Below are 17,033 nucleotides of genomic sequence, written 5' to 3'. Positions count from 1 at the left end.
GCCCTCCCCTGAGAGGACAGGTCTAGCAAGGAAGGCGGACGGGTTCTCCCTGATAGAACGGACTACGCCGGCATCAACGACGCCGCGCCAGCAACAGCAGCCCCAGACCGAGCGCCGACATCACCAACCCGATCGCGTACGCGCTCCGATAGCCGAACACCTGCGACAACGCCAACAGCGGACCCGCCAGCATCGCGCTGATCTTCGCCGTGTTCGTGTACAGCGTGGTCGCGTAACCCGGACGGTCCGGAGCGAGATTCTGGAAGTACGAGATGCCCACGCCCATCACGGCCGAGATCACCACGGCGTGCAACGCCTGCGCCGCCGCCACCTGCCACGTCGCATCCGTCGCCAGCATCACCGCGTAGTACGCCAACGCCACCGCCCCGCCCGCCAGCACCAGCAACCGCTGGTTGACCCGGATCGCCAGCACCCCGAACCCCAGCATCAACGGGATCTCCAGCGCCGCGCACAACCCCAGCACCAGACCGGCGTCACCGGTCGTCCCGTGCAGCACATCCGTGACGTACAACGGCATCGCCAGCACACCCACCGCCGTCGCCCCTTGCAGCAGCACGAACGCGAACGCCGCCAACACGATCTCCCGACGAGCCCCCGACCGGTCCACCGCCGCGTGCGTCGGCTCGTCCTCCCCCAACTCCGGCAGCAACGCCAACGTCAGCACCGCGCCCACCAGGTACACCGCCGCCGACACCGCGAACAACCCGGTGAACCCGCTCAAGTCGATCAGCAGCGCGGCCACCGGCGGACCGGCGACCCACGACACCGACAACATCGTCCGCAACGTGCTGATCGCCAACGGCGCCCGCGCCGACCCGCTGCGCTCCAACGCCTGCCGGGCATAGGCGAACATCTGCGGCATCAGCGACGACGCCACCGCCGCCACCGTCAGCGACACCAACAGCAGCACCCAGTAATTCCGCAGCACCGCGAACAGCCCGAACGACACACCGCCCGCCAGCGCCGCGAACACCATCAGGTTCCGCCGCACCGCACGCGCGTCCGACAGCCGGCCGATCAGCGTGCTGACCACCAGCGCCGCCAGCGAACTGGTCAGCAGGAACGCACCCACCGCGAACGGACCGGCGTTCAACTCCTTGATCAGGAACAGCGACATGAACGGGAACGCCAAGGCGTAACCCACACCGGTCAGCAAACTCACCGACAGCAACGGGATGAATGGCCGGGAACGGGACGGGACAACGGTTTCGCTCACGACAGCCACACCTGACATACTCACCACCGGCACCCGCCGCGAGGAAACGGAATACCAGCCCGTGGACCGTGACCATGATCACGCGGCCCACCTGGGACGACCGTTTGGCCGCTCGGCGAACCGGGTAACGCGAAAGCGTGAACCTCCGAAATACCGACCGCACGCCGGAGCAAGAGGTCGACCCCGCCGAACTCACCTGGCGCATCCGCCTGGTGGTGGCCCGGCTGCGGGAACGCCTCACCTCCGCCGGCAACCACGGCCTCTTCACCGCCCTGCACGACCGCACCGCCGCACGGCCGGCCGAAGACGATCAACGCCGGGGGCCCGGCCGGTAACGTGTCGGCCCGGGGAGAACGGAGCACGCCGTGGCCGACGGAGGACGACTGATCGCCGGGCGCTACCGACTGCTCCGACGCGTCGGAGCCGGGGCGATGGGCGTCGTGTGGGAAGCCCTCGACGAACGGCTCGGCCGGACCGTGGCACTCAAGGAGCTGACCCCGCCCACCGGCGCGGACGACTCCGAGTCCGTCCGGCGCGCGGCCCGCGAAGCGCGCATCGCCGCCCGGGTCCGGCACCCCAACGCCGTCACCGTCCACGACGTGGTCGAAGACGACGGCAGACCCGTGATCGTCATGGAGTACGTCCCCGCCCGCACCCTCGCCGACCACGGCACGCTGCCACCCGAGCGGGTCCGCCACATCGGCGCGCAGATCGCCGCCGCGCTCGCCGCCGCCCACCGGGCCGGCGTCGTCCACCGCGACGTCAAACCCGGCAACATCCTGCTCGCCGACGACGGCACCGCCAAGATCACCGACTTCGGCATCGCCCGCGCCGCCGGCGACGTCACGGTGACCCGGACCGGCCTGCTCGCCGGTACCCCCGCGTTCCTCTCCCCCGAAGCCGCGCGCGGCGCACAGCCCGGACCCGCCGCCGACGTCTTCTCCCTGGGCGCCACCCTGTACGCGGCGGTGGAAGGACAGCCCCCGTTCGGCGACAGCGACAACGCGATCGCCCTGCTGCACGCGGTCGCGACCGGCCGGTTCCGCCCGCCTGCCCAGGCCGGACCGCTCACCGACGTGCTGATGGACCTGCTGCGCACCGACCCGGCGACCCGGCCGACCATGGCACAGGCGGCCGACCGACTCCGCTCCCCCGCACCCCGGCCCACCACGGTGCAACCTGCCGCCGACCAGTTCGCCCCTCCACCGACCCTCTCAGACCCTCCGGCGACCCTCTCAGACCCTCCGCCGACCCGCCTTGACCTGCCGGTGGCCCGCCTTGACCTGCCGGTGGCCCGCCTTGACCTGCCGGTGGCCCCGCCACGCAACCGACGCCCCATCCTGCTCGGGATCGCGGTGCCGGTCGTCGCCGGCCTCGTGGTGCTCGCGGTGCTGCTCACCCACCGGGACGACACCGCCCGGACCGCAACCCAGACCACCACCGCCACGACCACCACCGCCACGACCACGAGCACGACGCCCACGCCCTCCCCCGCGCAGCTCGAACAAGTGGTGTCCGAGTACTACGCCCTGCTGCCCAAGCGCGCCGAACAGGCCTGGACCCGCCTCGGACCCGATCTCCAGGCCCGAGGCAGGCAGCAGTACGAGAAGTTCTGGAAGGACGTCGACAAGCTGGTGATCACCACTCCCCCGAAGGCCACCGGCGCGGCCACCGTGACGGTCGCCTTCGACTACACCACCGACCACGTACGGGTCAGCGAGACGCACCGGCTCGGTCTCGTCACGGGGAACGGGACGACAGTGATCGGCTCCGACGAAGTGCTCTCGACCCAGCGCGTCGAGGACGGCAGGAAGGACGACCGGAAGCGCGGCGGCAAGCACGACGACGAATGATCCTTTTCAGTCAACACTGAAGGAATTATTCCAACTAAAGATCAGTCGTCGACGGCTTCGCGCTGTCCGCTTCCTGCGATCAGCGGCCGGTGCCCTCCACATCGCACCAGCGCACCAGGCCGGCGATCCGGGGTTGGCCGTCGTGCCGCCAGGCCATGCTGGCGCGGCTCATCCGGCCCGGCTCGCTGACCCGGCTCACGCCCACCCTGGCCAGTTCCGCCGCCACCCGCCAGAACTCGTCCCCCACCGCGCCGAGGCCGACGTTCTGCAAGTGCTTCGCGTACGGGCGCATCACGTCCACGGCGGCGTCGAGGTCGGGCACGGCGACGATCCGCGACACCCGGTTCCCCGCGCCGCTCAACGGTAGCAGCGTGTCGTCCAGCACGACCGTCCACTCCAGACCATCGACGGCCGCCCACACCTCGCCCGTGGGAGAACTCGCCGCCCGCCACTCGGCGATCAGCCGGCGGTGTTGCAGCACGGTCGCGTCGTGGTGTCCGACTATCCCTGCCGGACAGTCGGCGGCGGCCCGGCGCATCGCGTCGGCCACGTGTTCGGCGATCGCGCGGGCGTGCTCGGCGACCACCAGGTACACCTGGGGCGACAGGCAGGCGTGCTGGTCGAAGTCGCTGCAGTCGGCCGCGATCCGGCGGGCCACCTCGGCCGGGCCGTGCCGCCGGAAGTAGGCGTCGCTGACGACGCCGAAAGACAGCTTGTGGCCGTGCTCCTCGTAGATCTGGTGCGGCGCGACCTTCGCCCGGATCGCCGCGCACGCCTGGTCGCTACCGTACGCGATGACGGCGTCCGCCTGCTCCAGCGCGGCGGACAGGGTGGCGTCGTCGTCACGGTCCCAATAGGTCGCCACCACCGCGTCGGCCAAGCGTGGCTCGACGTCGTGCAGGGTGCGCAGGAACGCGGCGGTGAAGTTGGGCTCCTTCGCCGGGATCTTCGCGATGACGGCGGCTTTCACCAGCAGCGCCCGCACCAGCGAACGGGCGGGCAGGCCGGGGACGTTGCCGGAGAACACCGCCAGCGCGGTGCGCGGGCCGACCGCCGTGGCGCCGCCGCGGAAGCCGTCCAGCACCTCGGGGTCGCCCAGTTCCCGTTCCAGGGCGGCGATCAGGGAGCCGGTGCGCAGGTTGCCCACCTCGGCGTCCAGCGCGCGGTCCACCGTCTCCGACGACATGCCGGTGACCTGCGTGGCGGCGTCGACGGCCGCCCGGCGTTCGGGGAAGTCGCGCTTGGACCAGCGTTCGGCCACCACGTCGATCGCCTCCACGATGCGGCGCACCGGCAGCTCGCGCAGCCGCCCGTGCGCGCGGCGCAGGCCGTCGCCGGTCGCGGCCCAGTCGGTCGGCCGCAGCCCGCGCCACTCGCGCGCGCCGTGGGACAGGGTGAAGGACTCGGTCGCGGACTCGCACCAGTCCGGGATCCAGGACACGGACACGGTCACCGGCCTCCGGTCATCTCGTCCAGCGACAGCGAGCAGCCCCGGCTGGTGCTGCCCGCGATCCGGCCGGCCACCGCCACGCCGTCGGCGGTCGCGATGCCGAGGTCGCCGGTGAGCAGCACGTGCGGCCGGTCGAGCAGGGACAGGTCGGTGATCTCCAGCAGCCCGCTGCCTTCGGTGACGTGCTCGCGGGTGCGCGGGTCGCGGACCCGGGGGCCGCCGAACGTCTGGTACGCCTTGGGCCGCTCGCCGAGCGGGCCGACCGGGACGTCCACGGCGTCGTAGAGCTGGTTGGCCAGCTCCGTCATGCCGAAGATGTTGCCGAACTCCTCGATGCCGAACACCCGCCGGACGGCCGCGCGCAGCTCGTCCACTCCCACGGCCCGTGATCTGCCCTTGAACCCGCCGCCGTCGAACATCTTCGATCCCGGAGGCAGCACCCAGCTCCGCCCTTCGGCTTCGAGGCGGTCGCAGACGTTGACGAACGCGAAGCTCGCGCCGACCATCACCACCGGCAGCCCTTCGGCGACGGCCGCGTCCAGTGTGCTCGCCAGCAGCTCGTAGTCCACACCGGACGGCCCGATGACCGACGTGCTCAGCGCCGGGTCGCCGCAGGTCTCCTGGATGCGGGCCATGTCGAACGCGATCGCCATGTCCGGCGCGGCTTCCTCGGTGGGCGCGAACCGGATGACGACCGGACGGTCCCCGTCCGGGACCAGGCTGCGCCGGGCGTTCGCTGCGACCGCCAGGCCCTTCAGCTCCAAGCCGAGCCTGGAGTAGCGGACGGAGCCACGGACGGAACCGGTCGTGCCGCTGGTCCGGAACACCCGCACCGGCGGCTCGTCGGGGAACAGGTGCGGCCCGCCGTCCTTGTAAGCGGCGTCCGGCACCCCTACCCCGGCGCCGACCTGCTTCCAGTACCGCGCCACGTCGGGCGCGTTGGCCGTGGCCAGTTCGACGAGCTGCTCGTGGATCGCCGCCGGGTCGCCGACCCGGTCGGTGACGAGCAGCGCCATCTCCTCGAACAGCCTTCCGACGTGTGGATCGTGGTGCGCAACGGTCATGGACTGCCTCCATGCGGTCGAGCGGACAGCCCGACGTGAAGTCGGGCGAAAGTGGTGACACATCCCCAGAAAGGCGCTTCGGTGCGCCCTGATGTCCGTCCCGGCCGGGCAGCGACCCCGGCACGCTAGCAACGTCAACGTGAGGCCAACAAGCATCTTCCCCTGAACGCACTACCCCTAATTTGCGGACACGTTCCGTAGCGAGGGCGTCTCGTATCGTCACACAGAGCAACGCTGAGGACCGATCGCGGGCAGCGCTGTTGCGCCGCGTGCCGCGAGACCGGCCGGCCGTGGGTCTCCCGGCACGCGGGTCAGCCGGCACGCGGGTCAACCGGCACGCGGGTCAACCGGCACGCGGGTCAACCGGCACGCGGGTCAACCGACACGCGGGTCAACCGGACGAGCTGGTGATCACCGCGAAGCGGGCCTCGAACGGGTCGGCAAGCCACGCCATCCGGCCCACGCCCTCGAAGTCGGCGGCGGGCATGACGACCGAGCCGCCGAGCCCACCGCTGCCGGCCACGGCCGCGTCGGTGTCGGTGACCTCGAAGTACGGCAGCCAGTGCGCGGTGTGTCCATCCTGGAGTTCCGCCACACCGGCGAACGCGGTGTCCTCGCCGCCGCCCGCCAGGGTGAACACGACGTACTCGCCGCCGGACATCGGCATCGGCGTGGCGGTCCAGCCGAAGACCTTGTGGTAGAACTCCCGGGCTGCCGCCGGGTCGGGGCTCTGCAGTTCGACCCAGCCGAGCGAGCCGGGCTCGGTCACCAGGTCCAGGCCGGCCGTGTCACCGGGCTGCCAGACGGCGAACTCCGCGCCGCCGGGGTCGGTGAGCTGGGCCATCCGGCCGTTGGTGAACACGTCGAACGGCTCCAGCCGCACCGCGCCGCCCGCCTCGCGCGCGGTCTTCGCGGTCGCGTCGGCGTCGGCGGTCTGGAAGTACACCGTCCACGCGGAGGTGGCTCCCTCGTCGGTCAGCGGGCCGAGCGCGGCGACCGTCTTGCCGTCCTGCTGGAAGAACCCGTAGCCGCCCGCCTCGGGGCCGAACGACCGGAAGTCCCAACCGAACACTCCCGTGTAGAACGCGACGGTCCGGTCGATGTCGGGGCTACCCAGGTCGAGCCAGTTCGGCGCGCCGGGCACGTAGTCCGTGGTGAGCACGATCCACCTTCTCTGCCAAGGGATCCGGACCCGCACCACGGTAGTCGCGGCGGCCGTTCACATCACCCCGGAACCGACCGCTGTGGACGGGCCGCCGTGGACGGCATGTCAGCGCACGGGCGTCGCCGTGCGGGGGATGACATGCGTCTGCCCGCCCGCTGACATCTCCTCCGTCGAGGCTGCCACCGACAACGCCGAGTGGAGGAACGATGAACTACGCCTTCGAGGCCGAAGGTCTGGTCAAGCGGTACGGGAAGACCACCGCGCTGGCCGGGGTCGACCTCGCCGCCCGCACGGGCACGGTGCTGGGGGTCCTGGGGCCCAACGGCGCGGGCAAGACGACGGCGGTCCGGATCCTGTCGACGCTGCTGCGCCCCGACGGGGGCCGGGCCGCGGTCGGCGGGCTGGACGTGGTCAAGCACGCCGCCAAGGTGCGCCGGCTGATCGGGCTGACCGGTCAGTACGCGTCGGTGGACGAAGACCTCACCGGCACGCAGAACCTGGTGCTGATCGGCCAGTTGCTGAACCTGCGCACGGCCGACGCCAAGGCGCGCGCGGCCGAGCTGCTGGCCGAGTTCGACCTGACCGACGCGGCGGGCCGTCCCGCCAAGACCTACTCGGGCGGCATGCGGCGGCGGCTGGACCTCGCCGCGAGCCTGGTCGGGCGGCCGGACGTGATCTACCTGGACGAGCCGACCACGGGCCTGGACCCGGCCAAGCGGGACGACATCTGGCAGGTGGTGCGGTCGCTGGTCGCCGACGGGGCGACGGTGCTGCTGACCACGCAGTACCTGGAGGAGGCCGACGCGCTGGCCGACGAGATCTCGGTGATCGACCACGGCCGGGTCATCGCGCACGGCACGCCCGCGTCGCTCAAGCACGTGGTCGGCGGCCAGACCGTGCTGGTGCGGCCCGCCGACCCGGACCGGCTGGCCGACGCCGCCGCCGTGCTGGCGGCCGTGTCGGGGAACCAGCCGGAATCGGGCGGCCGGGGCGTGGTCACCGTGCCGGTGGCCGGCGACGCCGCGTTCACCGAGGTGGTGAAGCGGCTGGACGTCCTGGGGATCGCGGTGACCGAGCTGTCGCTGCGGCTGCCGAGCCTGGACGAGGTGTTCTTCACGCTCACCGGGCGCCACACTGAGGAGGAAGCGGCATGACGCTCACCGCGGAACGAACCCCGCCCGCGCAGGTCGAACACCGGCCGTTCGGCCTGGCCCGGCACAGCCTGGCGCTGGCCAGGCGGAGCCTGATCAAGACCATGCGCACACCCGAGCAGCTACTCGACGTGACCATCCAGCCGGTGATCTTCGTGGTGGTCTTCGTGTACCTGCTGGGCGGCGCGGTGGCCGGCTCGACGCACGAGTACCTGCAACTGCTGCTGCCCGCGATCATGGTGCAGACCACGCTGCTCGGCGGCATGGCGACCGGCGTGAACCTGAACACCGACATCGACAAGGGGGTGTTCGACCGGTTCCGGAGCCTGCCGATCGGGCGGTCCGCGCCGCTGATCGGGTCGGTGCTGGGCGACCTCATCCGGTACGTGGTGGCGGTGGCGTCGCTGATGCTGTTCGGGAGCCTGCTGGGGTTCCGGGTGGAGACCGACCTGGTGTCGGCGCTCGCCGCCGGTCTGCTGGTGATCCTGTTCGCGTTCTGCGCGAGCTGGGCGTTCGTGCTGGTCGGGATGCTGGTGCGGACTCCGGGAGCGGTGCAGGGCATCGCGTTCGTGGTGCTGTTCCCGCTGACCTTCGGCACCAGCATGATCGCGCCCGCCGAGACGCTGCCGTCGTGGCTGCGGTCGTGGGTGGAGATCAACCCGGTCACGCACGCCATGGACGCCTCGCGCGGCCTGCTGATCGGCGGGCCGGTGGCCGGGCCGGTGCTGTGGACGCTGCTGTGGTCGGCGCTGTTCGTCGTGGTCTTCGCGCCGCTGGCGGTCCGTGCCTACCGCAGGCGCGCCTGAGGGGTCCGGTCCGTCGCGCGGGGACGACCGCGGGCTTCGATCGCTGCCGGGCTCGGGCGAAGCCGCCACTCGACTGCCGCCGACACGCCGAGCGTGCCGGCGGCAGTCGGCGGAGCACGCCCGACGTGCCGTCCGCCCGCAGCCGCTCCAGCAGCGCGTTGACGAACCGCGGTTGCCGCGCCTACCGCAACCGCGCCAAGGCGATCGCGTCCGCGCGGTCCAGCGCCACTCCCGAGGCGTAGGCCAGGTCGTAGGCCGCGTCGCCGATGTCGGCGCGCAGGCGTTCGGCCAGCCGCACGATCTCCGGGTGCAGCGCGTCGGGCGCGCCGCGCAACTGTTCGGCCGCGCCCAGCAGCGTCGCGGCCCCGGTGGCGTCGCACCCGCCGGCCCTCATCGCCGCCGCGGCCACCGCCACCTTCGCCATGACCGGCATGTCCTTCGAGGTCTCGGCGTGCTCCCCCGCCCGCCGCACCAGGTCCTCCGCGGGCTCGCCGCGTTCGATCGCCAGGTGCGCCTGCCCGCACACCATCAACGCCTCGAACTGCGGGATGGTCATCGGCGAGTCCGCCAGGGCCACCGCCGCCGTCTCGTACTGCCGCGCCGCCTCCGCCAGATCGCCCTCGTAGCGGGCCAGGTCGCCGAGCGTCAGCCGGGCCAACGCGATACCCCGCGCCGACCACGGCTGGGGGGTGGCCGGCGGCCTGGCCATGGCCAGGCAGTCCGCCTTCGCCCGCGCCACGTCGCCCTGGTGCACCCGGGCCATGGCCAGCAGTATCCGCTCGTGGACGGCGTCCTCGGCCGGGTCCAGCTCGCGCAGCAGCCGGATCGACTCCGTCAACGCCGCCACGGCCCGGTCCGGGTCGCCGAACGCCAGGTGCGCCTCGGCCACGCCGGTCAGCGACTGGGCCAGGCCGTACCGGTCCCCCACCGCGCGGAAGCCGGCGATGGCGACCTGGATGTCGTCCCGCGCGCCCGCCATGTCGCCGACGTTCTCGCGCACCGCGCCGCGCACCGTCCACAGCATCGCCCGCGCCCACGGGTCCGGGTGGGCCAGCCGGCTGTCGATGGCTTCCACCGCGCCGTCCGTCTCGTCCAGGAACAGCCTCACCACCGGCTCCAGCAGCACCAGCACCGGGTGTTCGGGCGGTGCGGTCGCGGCGAGTTCGCGCAGCCGGGCCGCGTGGTCCTCGACGTTCCGGAAGCCGTCCGAGATCGCGTCGTTGGCCAGCAGGAACGCCATCACGACGTGCCGCGCGACGGGCGGCGACCCACCCGGCACCGCCAGCGCGAGCCGGAACCAGCCGACGGAGTCCGCCCGGTTGCCGCGCATGGTCCAGAACATGCTCATCGCCGCCGCGATCCGCACGGCCGTGTCGGCGTCCCCGCAGTCGGCGGCGAAGTGCAGCGCCGCCAACACGTTGTCGCGTTCGGCTTCCAGGCGGGCGAGCCAGCTCAACTGCTCCTCGCCCCGCAGGTGCGGCTCGGCGGTCTCGGCCAGGTCGCGGTAGTACTCGGCGTGCTCGGCCCGTGCCGCGCGGACGCGCCCGCTCTCGCCGAGGCGTTCCAGGCCGTACTCGCGGATGGTCTCCAGCATCCGGTAGCGACCGCCGTCGACGACGTGCAGCAGGGACTTGTCGACCAGCGCCGTGAGGAGGTCGAACGCGTCCTCGCCGGCCAGGTGCTCGGCGGCCTCCAGGTCGATGCCCGCCGGGAACACGGTGAGGCGTTCGGCGAAGTCGCGTTCGGCCGGGGTCAGCAGGTCCCAGCTCCACGCCACCACGGCACGCAGCGTCTGGTGCCGGGGCAGCGCGGTGCGGCTGCCGCCGGTGAGCAGGCGGAACCGGTCGTCCAGGCGGGCCGCGAGCTGGTCGGGCGTCAGGGAGCGCAGCCGGGCGGCGGCCAGTTCGACGGCCAGCGGCAGGCCGTCGAGGCGGCGGCAGATCTCGGCCAGCACCGGCGCGTTGTCGTCGGTGACCGCGAAACCGGGCCGCACGGCGGCGGCACGTTCGGCGAGCAGCCGCACGGCCGTCGGGTCGTCCAGCGGCGGCACCGGGACGATGGCCTCGCCGATCACGCCCAGCGGCTCCCTGCTGGTGGCCAGGACGCGCAGTCCCGGGCAGCGGCCCAGCAGCTCGTCGGCGAGCCGGGCGGCGGCGTCGACCAGGTGCTCGCAGTTGTCCAGCACCAGCACGGACTCGGTGCGGGACAGCGTCTGCACCAGGCGGCCCATGGTGTCGAGCTGCCCCACGGGGCGGTCCACGGTCCGCTGTTCGCGCAGGCCCAGCGCGCCGAGCACGGCCGTGGCGACGTCCGCCGGATCGGTGACCGGGGCCAGCTCGACCAGCCACGCGCCGTGCGGCAGGCGGGCGGCGGCCGTGGTCGCCAGCCGGGTCTTGCCCGCGCCGCCGGGGCCGACCAGCGTGACCAGGCGGTGCCGGGTCACCAGGTCGTCGAGCCGGTCGAGGTCCTCGGCGCGGCCCAGGAAGCTGGTCAGCGGCATCCGCAGGTTGCCCGCGCGGGGCTGGTCGGGCGGCTCGGCGCGGAGGATTTCCTGGTAGGTCTCGCGCAGCTCCGGGCCGGGATCGGCGCCCAGTTCGTCGGCCAGCTTGCGGCGGACGTCCTCGTACGCGGCCAGCGCCTCGGCCGGGCGGCCGGCCGCGAACAGGGCCCGGAGCAGCAGCGCCTGGAGCCGTTCGCGCAGCGGGTGCCGGGCGGCGAGGTCGGTCAGCTCGGTGACGAGGTGCCGCCCCGGCCCGCAGGCCAGGTCGGCTTCGGCGGCGTCCTCGAACGCCGCCAGCCGGGCCTCGTCCAGTCCCGCGACGTAGCCCACGGCGAACGGGACGCCCGCCACGTCGGCCAAGGCGGGGCCGCGCCACAGGTCGAGGGCTTCCCGGCCGAGCGTGCGGGCGGTTGCCGCGTCACCGGAGGCGAGGGCGCGGCGGGCGGCGCGGGCGAGCCGGTCGAATTCGTGGGCGTCCACGGCGTCCGGCGGAAGGTCCAGGCAGTAGCCGCCGTGCGCGGACCGGAGCGCGGCCGGGTCGGGCAGCGCGCGCCGCAGCCGGGAAACCAGCGACCGCACCGCGCCCACCTCGTCGGCGGGCTTGTCGTCCGGCCACAGCGCGTGCGCGAGTTCTTCCACGGTGACCACGCGGCCCGCGCCGAGCGCGAGCCGGATCAGCAGCGCACGCACCCGCGTGCCGCCGATCTCCACCGGCGTGCCGTCGGCGGTCACCGCCAGCGGTCCCAACACCCCCACCCGCATGGCCCAACTCTGCCACGGTCGTCCCCGCGTGCCGGGCGGGCCGCCCGTGCAGCGCTGCTGTCGGTCACGCTGCCCGCGTCCCTCCGCGCGCCGGGCGGGGCCGCCGGCCGCGATCACGGAAGACGATCGTGCCCATATCGTGAACACATCTCGAATTCATGAGTACTTATCAGTTAGACCACCCGATCTCGATCGACTCGGGCCGCCCGGTTCACGGACAGTGACCAGGCGGCCTAACGCATTCGGCTTTCACCGCAGGCGTGCGCGCAGGGGCTACGACGCACGACGAGCGGCGCAGCCTGGACCCTGTGGGAGCGCTCCCAATGCAGGCCGTAGCATTCGTCGCGACAACGGAAAAAGGTCCACGACCGGAGAAAAGTACCGCACGGCGTCCGCACTATTGCGGAAAACCGTGAACGTCCGACCATTCTGTCCGTAACGATGCCACGAAACGGGCTAACGAAGCGCCATAGAGCACGATATCCGCGCTATGGGGAGCGATTCCACGCCGGCAGTACGAGTCGGTTCCCCATGCCCCCGATGCACACGACCAGCCACCTGGAGTGCCGGATGAACAGCCGAGTGGTCGAACTCGAATCCGTCCTGTCGCGATCCACCCCGGACCGGAGGGAGGTGCGGCACCTCGCGATCGAGCTCGCGGACACGCTCGACGCCACCACGGCGCGGCGGCACGTCGACCGCCTGCTGCGCTGCGTGACCGCGCTGACCCGGATCGGTTCCGCCGACGCGGGTGAGGAACTGCTGGACGCGATGCTCGACCTGGTGGACCCGGGCAGCGACGAGGCGGCCAAAGTGCGCGACCAGCGGGCGCTGGTCGCCGTCGAGCGCGGCCGGTCCGATCTGGTCGGACGGCACATCGCCACGCCGTGGACAGGCGCCCCGACCGGCGCCATGGCCACCACGCGGATCCTGCCCGAAGGCGGCAAGTGGTCGGGCGACGGCTGCGCGCCCACCCTGGCCGCCGCGATCGGCGTGGGCGTCGCCCGCGCGCACGCCGAACGCCTGCCCGCCGCGGTCGGCGACCACGTCCACGCCACCCCGGAACTCCTCGCCGACCCCACCGACGACCCCGACGCGCTCGAACTCGACCTGCGCCGCAGCACCGCCACGTTCGGGGCCGACCACCCGCACACCCTCGCGGTGCTGATCGGCCTCCGGTCGGCGCGCTTCCAGATCGCCCGCGACCAGGGCGGCGCGGAACGCGTCGGCGAGGCGCTGGCCGACCTGCGCGAGGCCACCGACCGCGCGGTCACCGCGCTCGGCCCGCACCACCCCCAGTCCCTGGTCGCCCGCGCCAACCTGGCGTCGGCCGAGTTCGAGCTGGCCCGCGTGCGGCGGTCGGCCGAGCAGGCGCAGCTCGTGCTGCCCAGGCTGCGCGGCGCGGCCGACCTCGCGGTGGCCAAGCTCGGCCCGGACCACCCGCACGCCCTGGTGGCCCAGTCGAACCTGGCCGCCGCCGAACTGGAGGTGGCGCGCACCGAGGGAGCGCACGCGCAGGCCCGACGGGCGCTGGACACCGTGCGCACGGCGGCCGACCGGGCGGGCTCGCTGCACGGCGCCGCCCACCCCGCCGCGCGGCTGCTCGCCCACCAGCTACGGTCCTGCGAGGCGCAGTCGGGCGAGTTCGGGGCGCGGCGGGCGATGGAGGACGTGCACGTGCCCGTGGAGGAGGCGGCCCGGCTGCTCGCCCGTGCCAGGCCCGCGCCCGCGTTCCCGCTCACCCGCGACGCCGTGCCCCGGCAGCACCAGGCGCGGCCGGCCACGGCGTTCGGCGCGGTCCTGGCGACCGATCCGCAGTGGCCCGCGCACAGCCTCCTCGGGCGGCTGCGCGACCACACGCGCCAGGAGCTGCTGACCGTCGGCACGGTGGTCCGCTACGCCGCCGACCGGGAGCTGATCGAGCAGGACGCGCACGACACACACGCGTTCCTGCTGCTCGACGGCGTGGTCAAGGTGCAGGTCACGGACGAGGCGGGCGACACCGCCGTGCTGGCCATCCGGGTGGCCGGCGACCTGGTCGGCGAGATGGCCGCGCTGGACCACAAGCCGCGCTCGGCCACCGTCGTGACCTGCGGCGACGTCGTGGCGAAGCTGATCACCAGCGCGGAGCTGATGGCGTTCCTGCACCGCCGCAACGACATGTTCGTCGAGCTGATCAGCGTGATCGACGACCAGCTCCGCTGGGCGAACAAGCGGCGGCGCGACTTCCTCTCGCACACCGCCGCCGAGCGGGTGGCGCGGGTGCTGGCCGAACTGGTCGGCTCCTACGGCCGGGAGGAGCGGGGCGGGTGGACGCTGGGCATCCCGCTGACCAAGGTCGAGCTGGCGTCGATGGCCGGGATGAAGCCGCGCACCGCCGAGAAGGCGTTCAGCGACCTGCGCAAAGCCGGTGTGGTGGTCAGCCACTACCGGCGGGACGTGCTGGTCCCGGACCTGGCCCACCTGCGGAGGTTCGCGCGGCTGACGTGATCTGATCAGGGTCCGGTCACATCCGGGCGGCGGCGTCCGTCAAGGAGGTGACCGGACCACTGTGATCGGAGGAAGTCGACCGTGGACGAGACCACTTTCCTGGCGGAGCGCTTCGAGTCGAACCGGGCCCACCTGCGTGCGGTGGCGTATCGGATGCTCGGCTCGGTGAGCGAGGCGGAGGACGCCGTCCAGGAGGCGTGGCTGCGGTTGCAGCGCTCGGAGGCGGACGACATCGGCAACCTCGGCGGCTGGCTGACCACCGTGGTCGGCCGGGTGTGCCTGGACATGCTGAGGTCGCGGGCGTCCCGCCGGGAGGACCTGGTGGACGACGTCCACCTGCCGGACCCGGTCATCGCGCGGCCGGGCGACCCCGAGCACGAGGCCGTGGTCGCCGACTCGGTGGGGCTCGCGCTGCTGGTGGTGCTGGAGACGCTGGCCCCCGCCGAGCGGCTGGCGTTCGTGCTGCACGACCTGTTCGGCGTGTCGTTCGAGGAGATCGCGCCCATCGTCGGACGCACGCCGACCGCCAGCCGGCAGCTCGCCAGCCGGGCACGGCGGCGGGTGCGGAACGACGCGCCCGTGCCGGACGACCTGACGCGGCAACGCGAGGTGGTGGACGCGTTCATGGCGGCCTCGCGCGGGGGCGACTTCGACGCGCTGCTGGCCGTGCTCGACCCGGACGTGGTGCTGCGCGTCGACTTCGGCGCCCTGAAGCCGGACATGGCGACCGTGGTGCGCGGCGCGCCGGAGATCGCCGGCCGGGCGCTCATGTTCGCGAAGATGGCGCGGTACTCGCGCCCGGCCCTGGTCAACGGGGCGATGGGCCTGGTCAGCACGGCCGACGGCCGGCCGCAGGCGGTGATGGGACTGACCATCACGGGCGGGCGGATCGTCGCGATGCACATCCTGGCCGATCCCGAGCGCTTGGCGCACCTGGACCTGACCGTGCTCGACGCGGACTGAGCCGACCTCTCGTCCCGGGGCACGCCGAGGCCGGCCACGGCGACTCGATCCGGTCGGGTGTGGAGGCGAGGTCGCCCGCCGGCCGGCGACCGCCGCACGACCCTATTCGCGCACCAGCCTCGGCACCGGTCCGAAGGTCAGGCACATGTGCAGCGGGTGCACGCCCCAGGTGTCCATCGCGTACATGGCGAGGATGCCGCCGGTGGCGAGCGACTCCGGCGTGGCGGGCCCGCTCATCGACTGCTTGCCCTCCCACATCGGGAGGTCGGCGGGCGGCGCGGGCGCGGTCTGCACCACGGCGACCCGCTGCCCTTCGTAGTCCTGCACCACCAGCATCACGTACGGCTCCTGCAACCCGCCCTCGTGCTTGCCCGGCTCGACGGTGACGCACTCACCGCGCTCGGCCGCCGCCGCACTGACCCGGCCGACCCAGTAGAAGGCTTCCACCAGCGTGTCCTGGGTCAGGCCCTGACTGGCCTCGTGGCCGCTGACGCGGGTCAGGCCGGTGACACCGGCGGCGATGCCGCCGTCGTCGGAGCGGTGGCGGTTGAGCAGGATGACGGTGGAGGAGGACTCGTCCAGGGCCACCAGGTCGCGGAACCTGTTCTCCGCCAACGCGGTGCGGGCGAGCGCGCCGTGGGCCAGCAGGCCGAGGACTTCGTCGGGGTCGTTCATGCGCCAGAACGTGCACTCCTCGCCGATCCACAGCGGGAGGTAGCCGCCGATCGGGATGCCGGGGACCACGGTGGTGATGGTGGCCCCGACCTCGGGACCGGGCGGGACCGCTGCCGGTGCGGGCGGTTCGGGCGCGGCGTGGGCAGGCGAGGCTGCGTGGTGCGGGTCCGCTTGAGCAGCGGGCACTGCGGAATCCGACACCGCATGATCGGCCGGTGCGGGCGGTTCGGGCGCGGCGTGAGCGGGCGGGGCAGGGTTCTGCGCCGCGTGGGCGCCGGGGGCGGGGCTTTGCGTGGGGTGGGAAGGCGGCGCCTGCGGTGCCCCTGACGGGCCCGGGAAGGGCGGCAGGGCCGCGAACCTCGGGTCGATGGTTCCCGTGCGGATCACGTGGTGGGCCCACGCGCGGACCCTGGACAGCGGGTGGTCGGCGAATTCCGGGTCGTAGCGGGGATCGTCGCCCGCGTGGAACGGCAGGCGGCCCTTCAGTTGCGGCGCGTACGGGTGCGGCATCAGCCACCTGTCGAAGCCGACCCGGGCCGCGAGCACGGCCTCCCGCATCCCCGTCATGCCGCCTTCGACCGCCTGCGTCTGCAACACCGCGCTGGACCCGGCTCGCGGCACCGTGAACGACGCGACGAACACCTGACCGCTCGGCTGGTTCGGGATCGGCAGCTTGAGCACCTGGAACAGCGTCGGCACGCCGCCCAGCAGCAGGGTGTGGGCCTCGATGAGACACCCGGCCTCGCCGTAGATCACCGCCAGGTCGTGCCGGAGTCTCGGCAGGTCCTCCAACGGCGCGGGCAGGTCCGGCACCAGGTCGAAGTACTGGAGGCCGATCCGGTCGCCGGTGGCGGGGTTCAGCCAGGTGGTCGGGTCCTGCTGCTGGAGGCCGGTCGTGTCGAATGCGATGGGCACGC

General features: G+C 72.9%; 12 protein-coding genes. 6 read left to right on the top strand and 6 right to left on the bottom strand.

Annotated features, from left to right (window positions below):
• Nucleotides 1-73: 73 nt before the first annotated feature.
• Nucleotides 74-1,237, bottom strand: a complete 1,164-nt coding sequence (locus ACQPZF_RS20370; protein WP_433273935.1) for a sugar efflux transporter — start codon at nt 1,235-1,237, stop codon at nt 74-76.
• 137 nt (nt 1,238-1,374) lie between these two features.
• On the opposite strand from ACQPZF_RS20370, the gene ACQPZF_RS20365 reads away from it, so the two are divergent.
• Nucleotides 1,375-1,572, top strand: a complete 198-nt coding sequence (locus tag ACQPZF_RS20365; protein WP_433273933.1) for a hypothetical protein — start codon at nt 1,375-1,377, stop codon at nt 1,570-1,572.
• Nucleotides 1,573-1,602: 30 nt separating this feature from the next.
• Entirely contained in the window at nt 1,603-3,090 is a 1,488-nt protein-coding gene (locus tag ACQPZF_RS20360; RefSeq protein WP_433273931.1) for a protein kinase domain-containing protein, read from the top strand.
• A gap of 79 nt (nt 3,091-3,169) precedes the next feature.
• Here the strand turns inward: ACQPZF_RS20360 and ACQPZF_RS20355 are convergent, their stop codons facing one another.
• From ACQPZF_RS20355 to ACQPZF_RS20345, 3 genes are all read right to left on the bottom strand, one after another.
• On the bottom strand, nt 3,170-4,543 hold the full coding sequence (locus ACQPZF_RS20355; protein ID WP_433273929.1) for an acyl-CoA reductase: 1,374 nt from the start codon (nt 4,541-4,543) through the stop codon (nt 3,170-3,172).
• Entirely contained in the window at nt 4,540-5,604 is a 1,065-nt protein-coding gene (locus ACQPZF_RS20350; protein WP_433273927.1) for an acyl-CoA reductase, read from the bottom strand. Before ACQPZF_RS20350 ends, ACQPZF_RS20355 begins: the two co-directional genes overlap by 4 nt.
• Before the next feature lie 391 nt (nt 5,605-5,995).
• Nucleotides 5,996-6,766 carry a VOC family protein gene (locus ACQPZF_RS20345; protein ID WP_433273925.1) on the bottom strand — a complete coding sequence of 257 codons (771 nt, stop codon included), beginning with the start codon at nt 6,764-6,766 and terminating at the stop codon, nt 5,996-5,998.
• Nucleotides 6,767-6,975: 209 nt separating this feature from the next.
• Between ACQPZF_RS20345 and ACQPZF_RS20340 the strand changes: the two genes are divergently transcribed.
• Together ACQPZF_RS20340 and ACQPZF_RS20335 are read left to right on the top strand one after the other, a co-directional pair.
• Complete coding sequence (locus ACQPZF_RS20340; RefSeq protein ID WP_433273923.1) at nt 6,976-7,923, top strand: ATP-binding cassette domain-containing protein; 948 nt, start codon at nt 6,976-6,978, stop codon at nt 7,921-7,923.
• The gene (locus tag ACQPZF_RS20335) at nt 7,920-8,726 is read left to right on the top strand and encodes an ABC transporter permease (protein WP_433273921.1); all 807 of its coding nucleotides are present in this window, start codon (nt 7,920-7,922) and stop codon (nt 8,724-8,726) included. Before ACQPZF_RS20340 ends, ACQPZF_RS20335 begins: the two co-directional genes overlap by 4 nt.
• Before the next feature lie 181 nt (nt 8,727-8,907).
• Here ACQPZF_RS20335 and ACQPZF_RS20330 read toward each other — a convergent pair whose 3' ends face one another.
• Complete coding sequence (locus tag ACQPZF_RS20330) at nt 8,908-11,988, bottom strand: BTAD domain-containing putative transcriptional regulator (protein WP_433273919.1); 3,081 nt, start codon at nt 11,986-11,988, stop codon at nt 8,908-8,910.
• A gap of 540 nt (nt 11,989-12,528) precedes the next feature.
• Here ACQPZF_RS20330 and ACQPZF_RS20325 point away from each other — a divergent pair.
• Both ACQPZF_RS20325 and sigJ read left to right on the top strand, forming a co-directional pair.
• A complete protein-coding gene (locus ACQPZF_RS20325) occupies nt 12,529-14,478 on the top strand; it encodes a cyclic nucleotide-binding domain-containing protein (RefSeq protein ID WP_433273917.1) in 1,950 nt (649 codons plus the stop codon).
• 81 nt (nt 14,479-14,559) lie between these two features.
• A complete protein-coding gene (gene sigJ, locus ACQPZF_RS20320) occupies nt 14,560-15,441 on the top strand; it encodes an RNA polymerase sigma factor SigJ (RefSeq protein WP_433273915.1) in 882 nt (293 codons plus the stop codon).
• Between the two features lie 102 nt (nt 15,442-15,543).
• On the opposite strand, the gene ACQPZF_RS20315 is transcribed toward sigJ, so the two are convergent.
• Entirely contained in the window at nt 15,544-17,031 is a 1,488-nt protein-coding gene (locus ACQPZF_RS20315; RefSeq protein ID WP_433273913.1) for a hypothetical protein, read from the bottom strand.
• Nucleotides 17,032-17,033 lie beyond the last annotated feature (2 nt).

The sequence above is a fragment of the Actinosynnema sp. CS-041913 genome (assembly GCF_050942485.1).
GTDB lineage: Bacteria > Actinomycetota > Actinomycetes > Mycobacteriales > Pseudonocardiaceae > Actinosynnema.
Note: the sequence above shows the minus strand (reverse complement) of the source record. Positions and strands in the feature narration are given on the sequence as shown.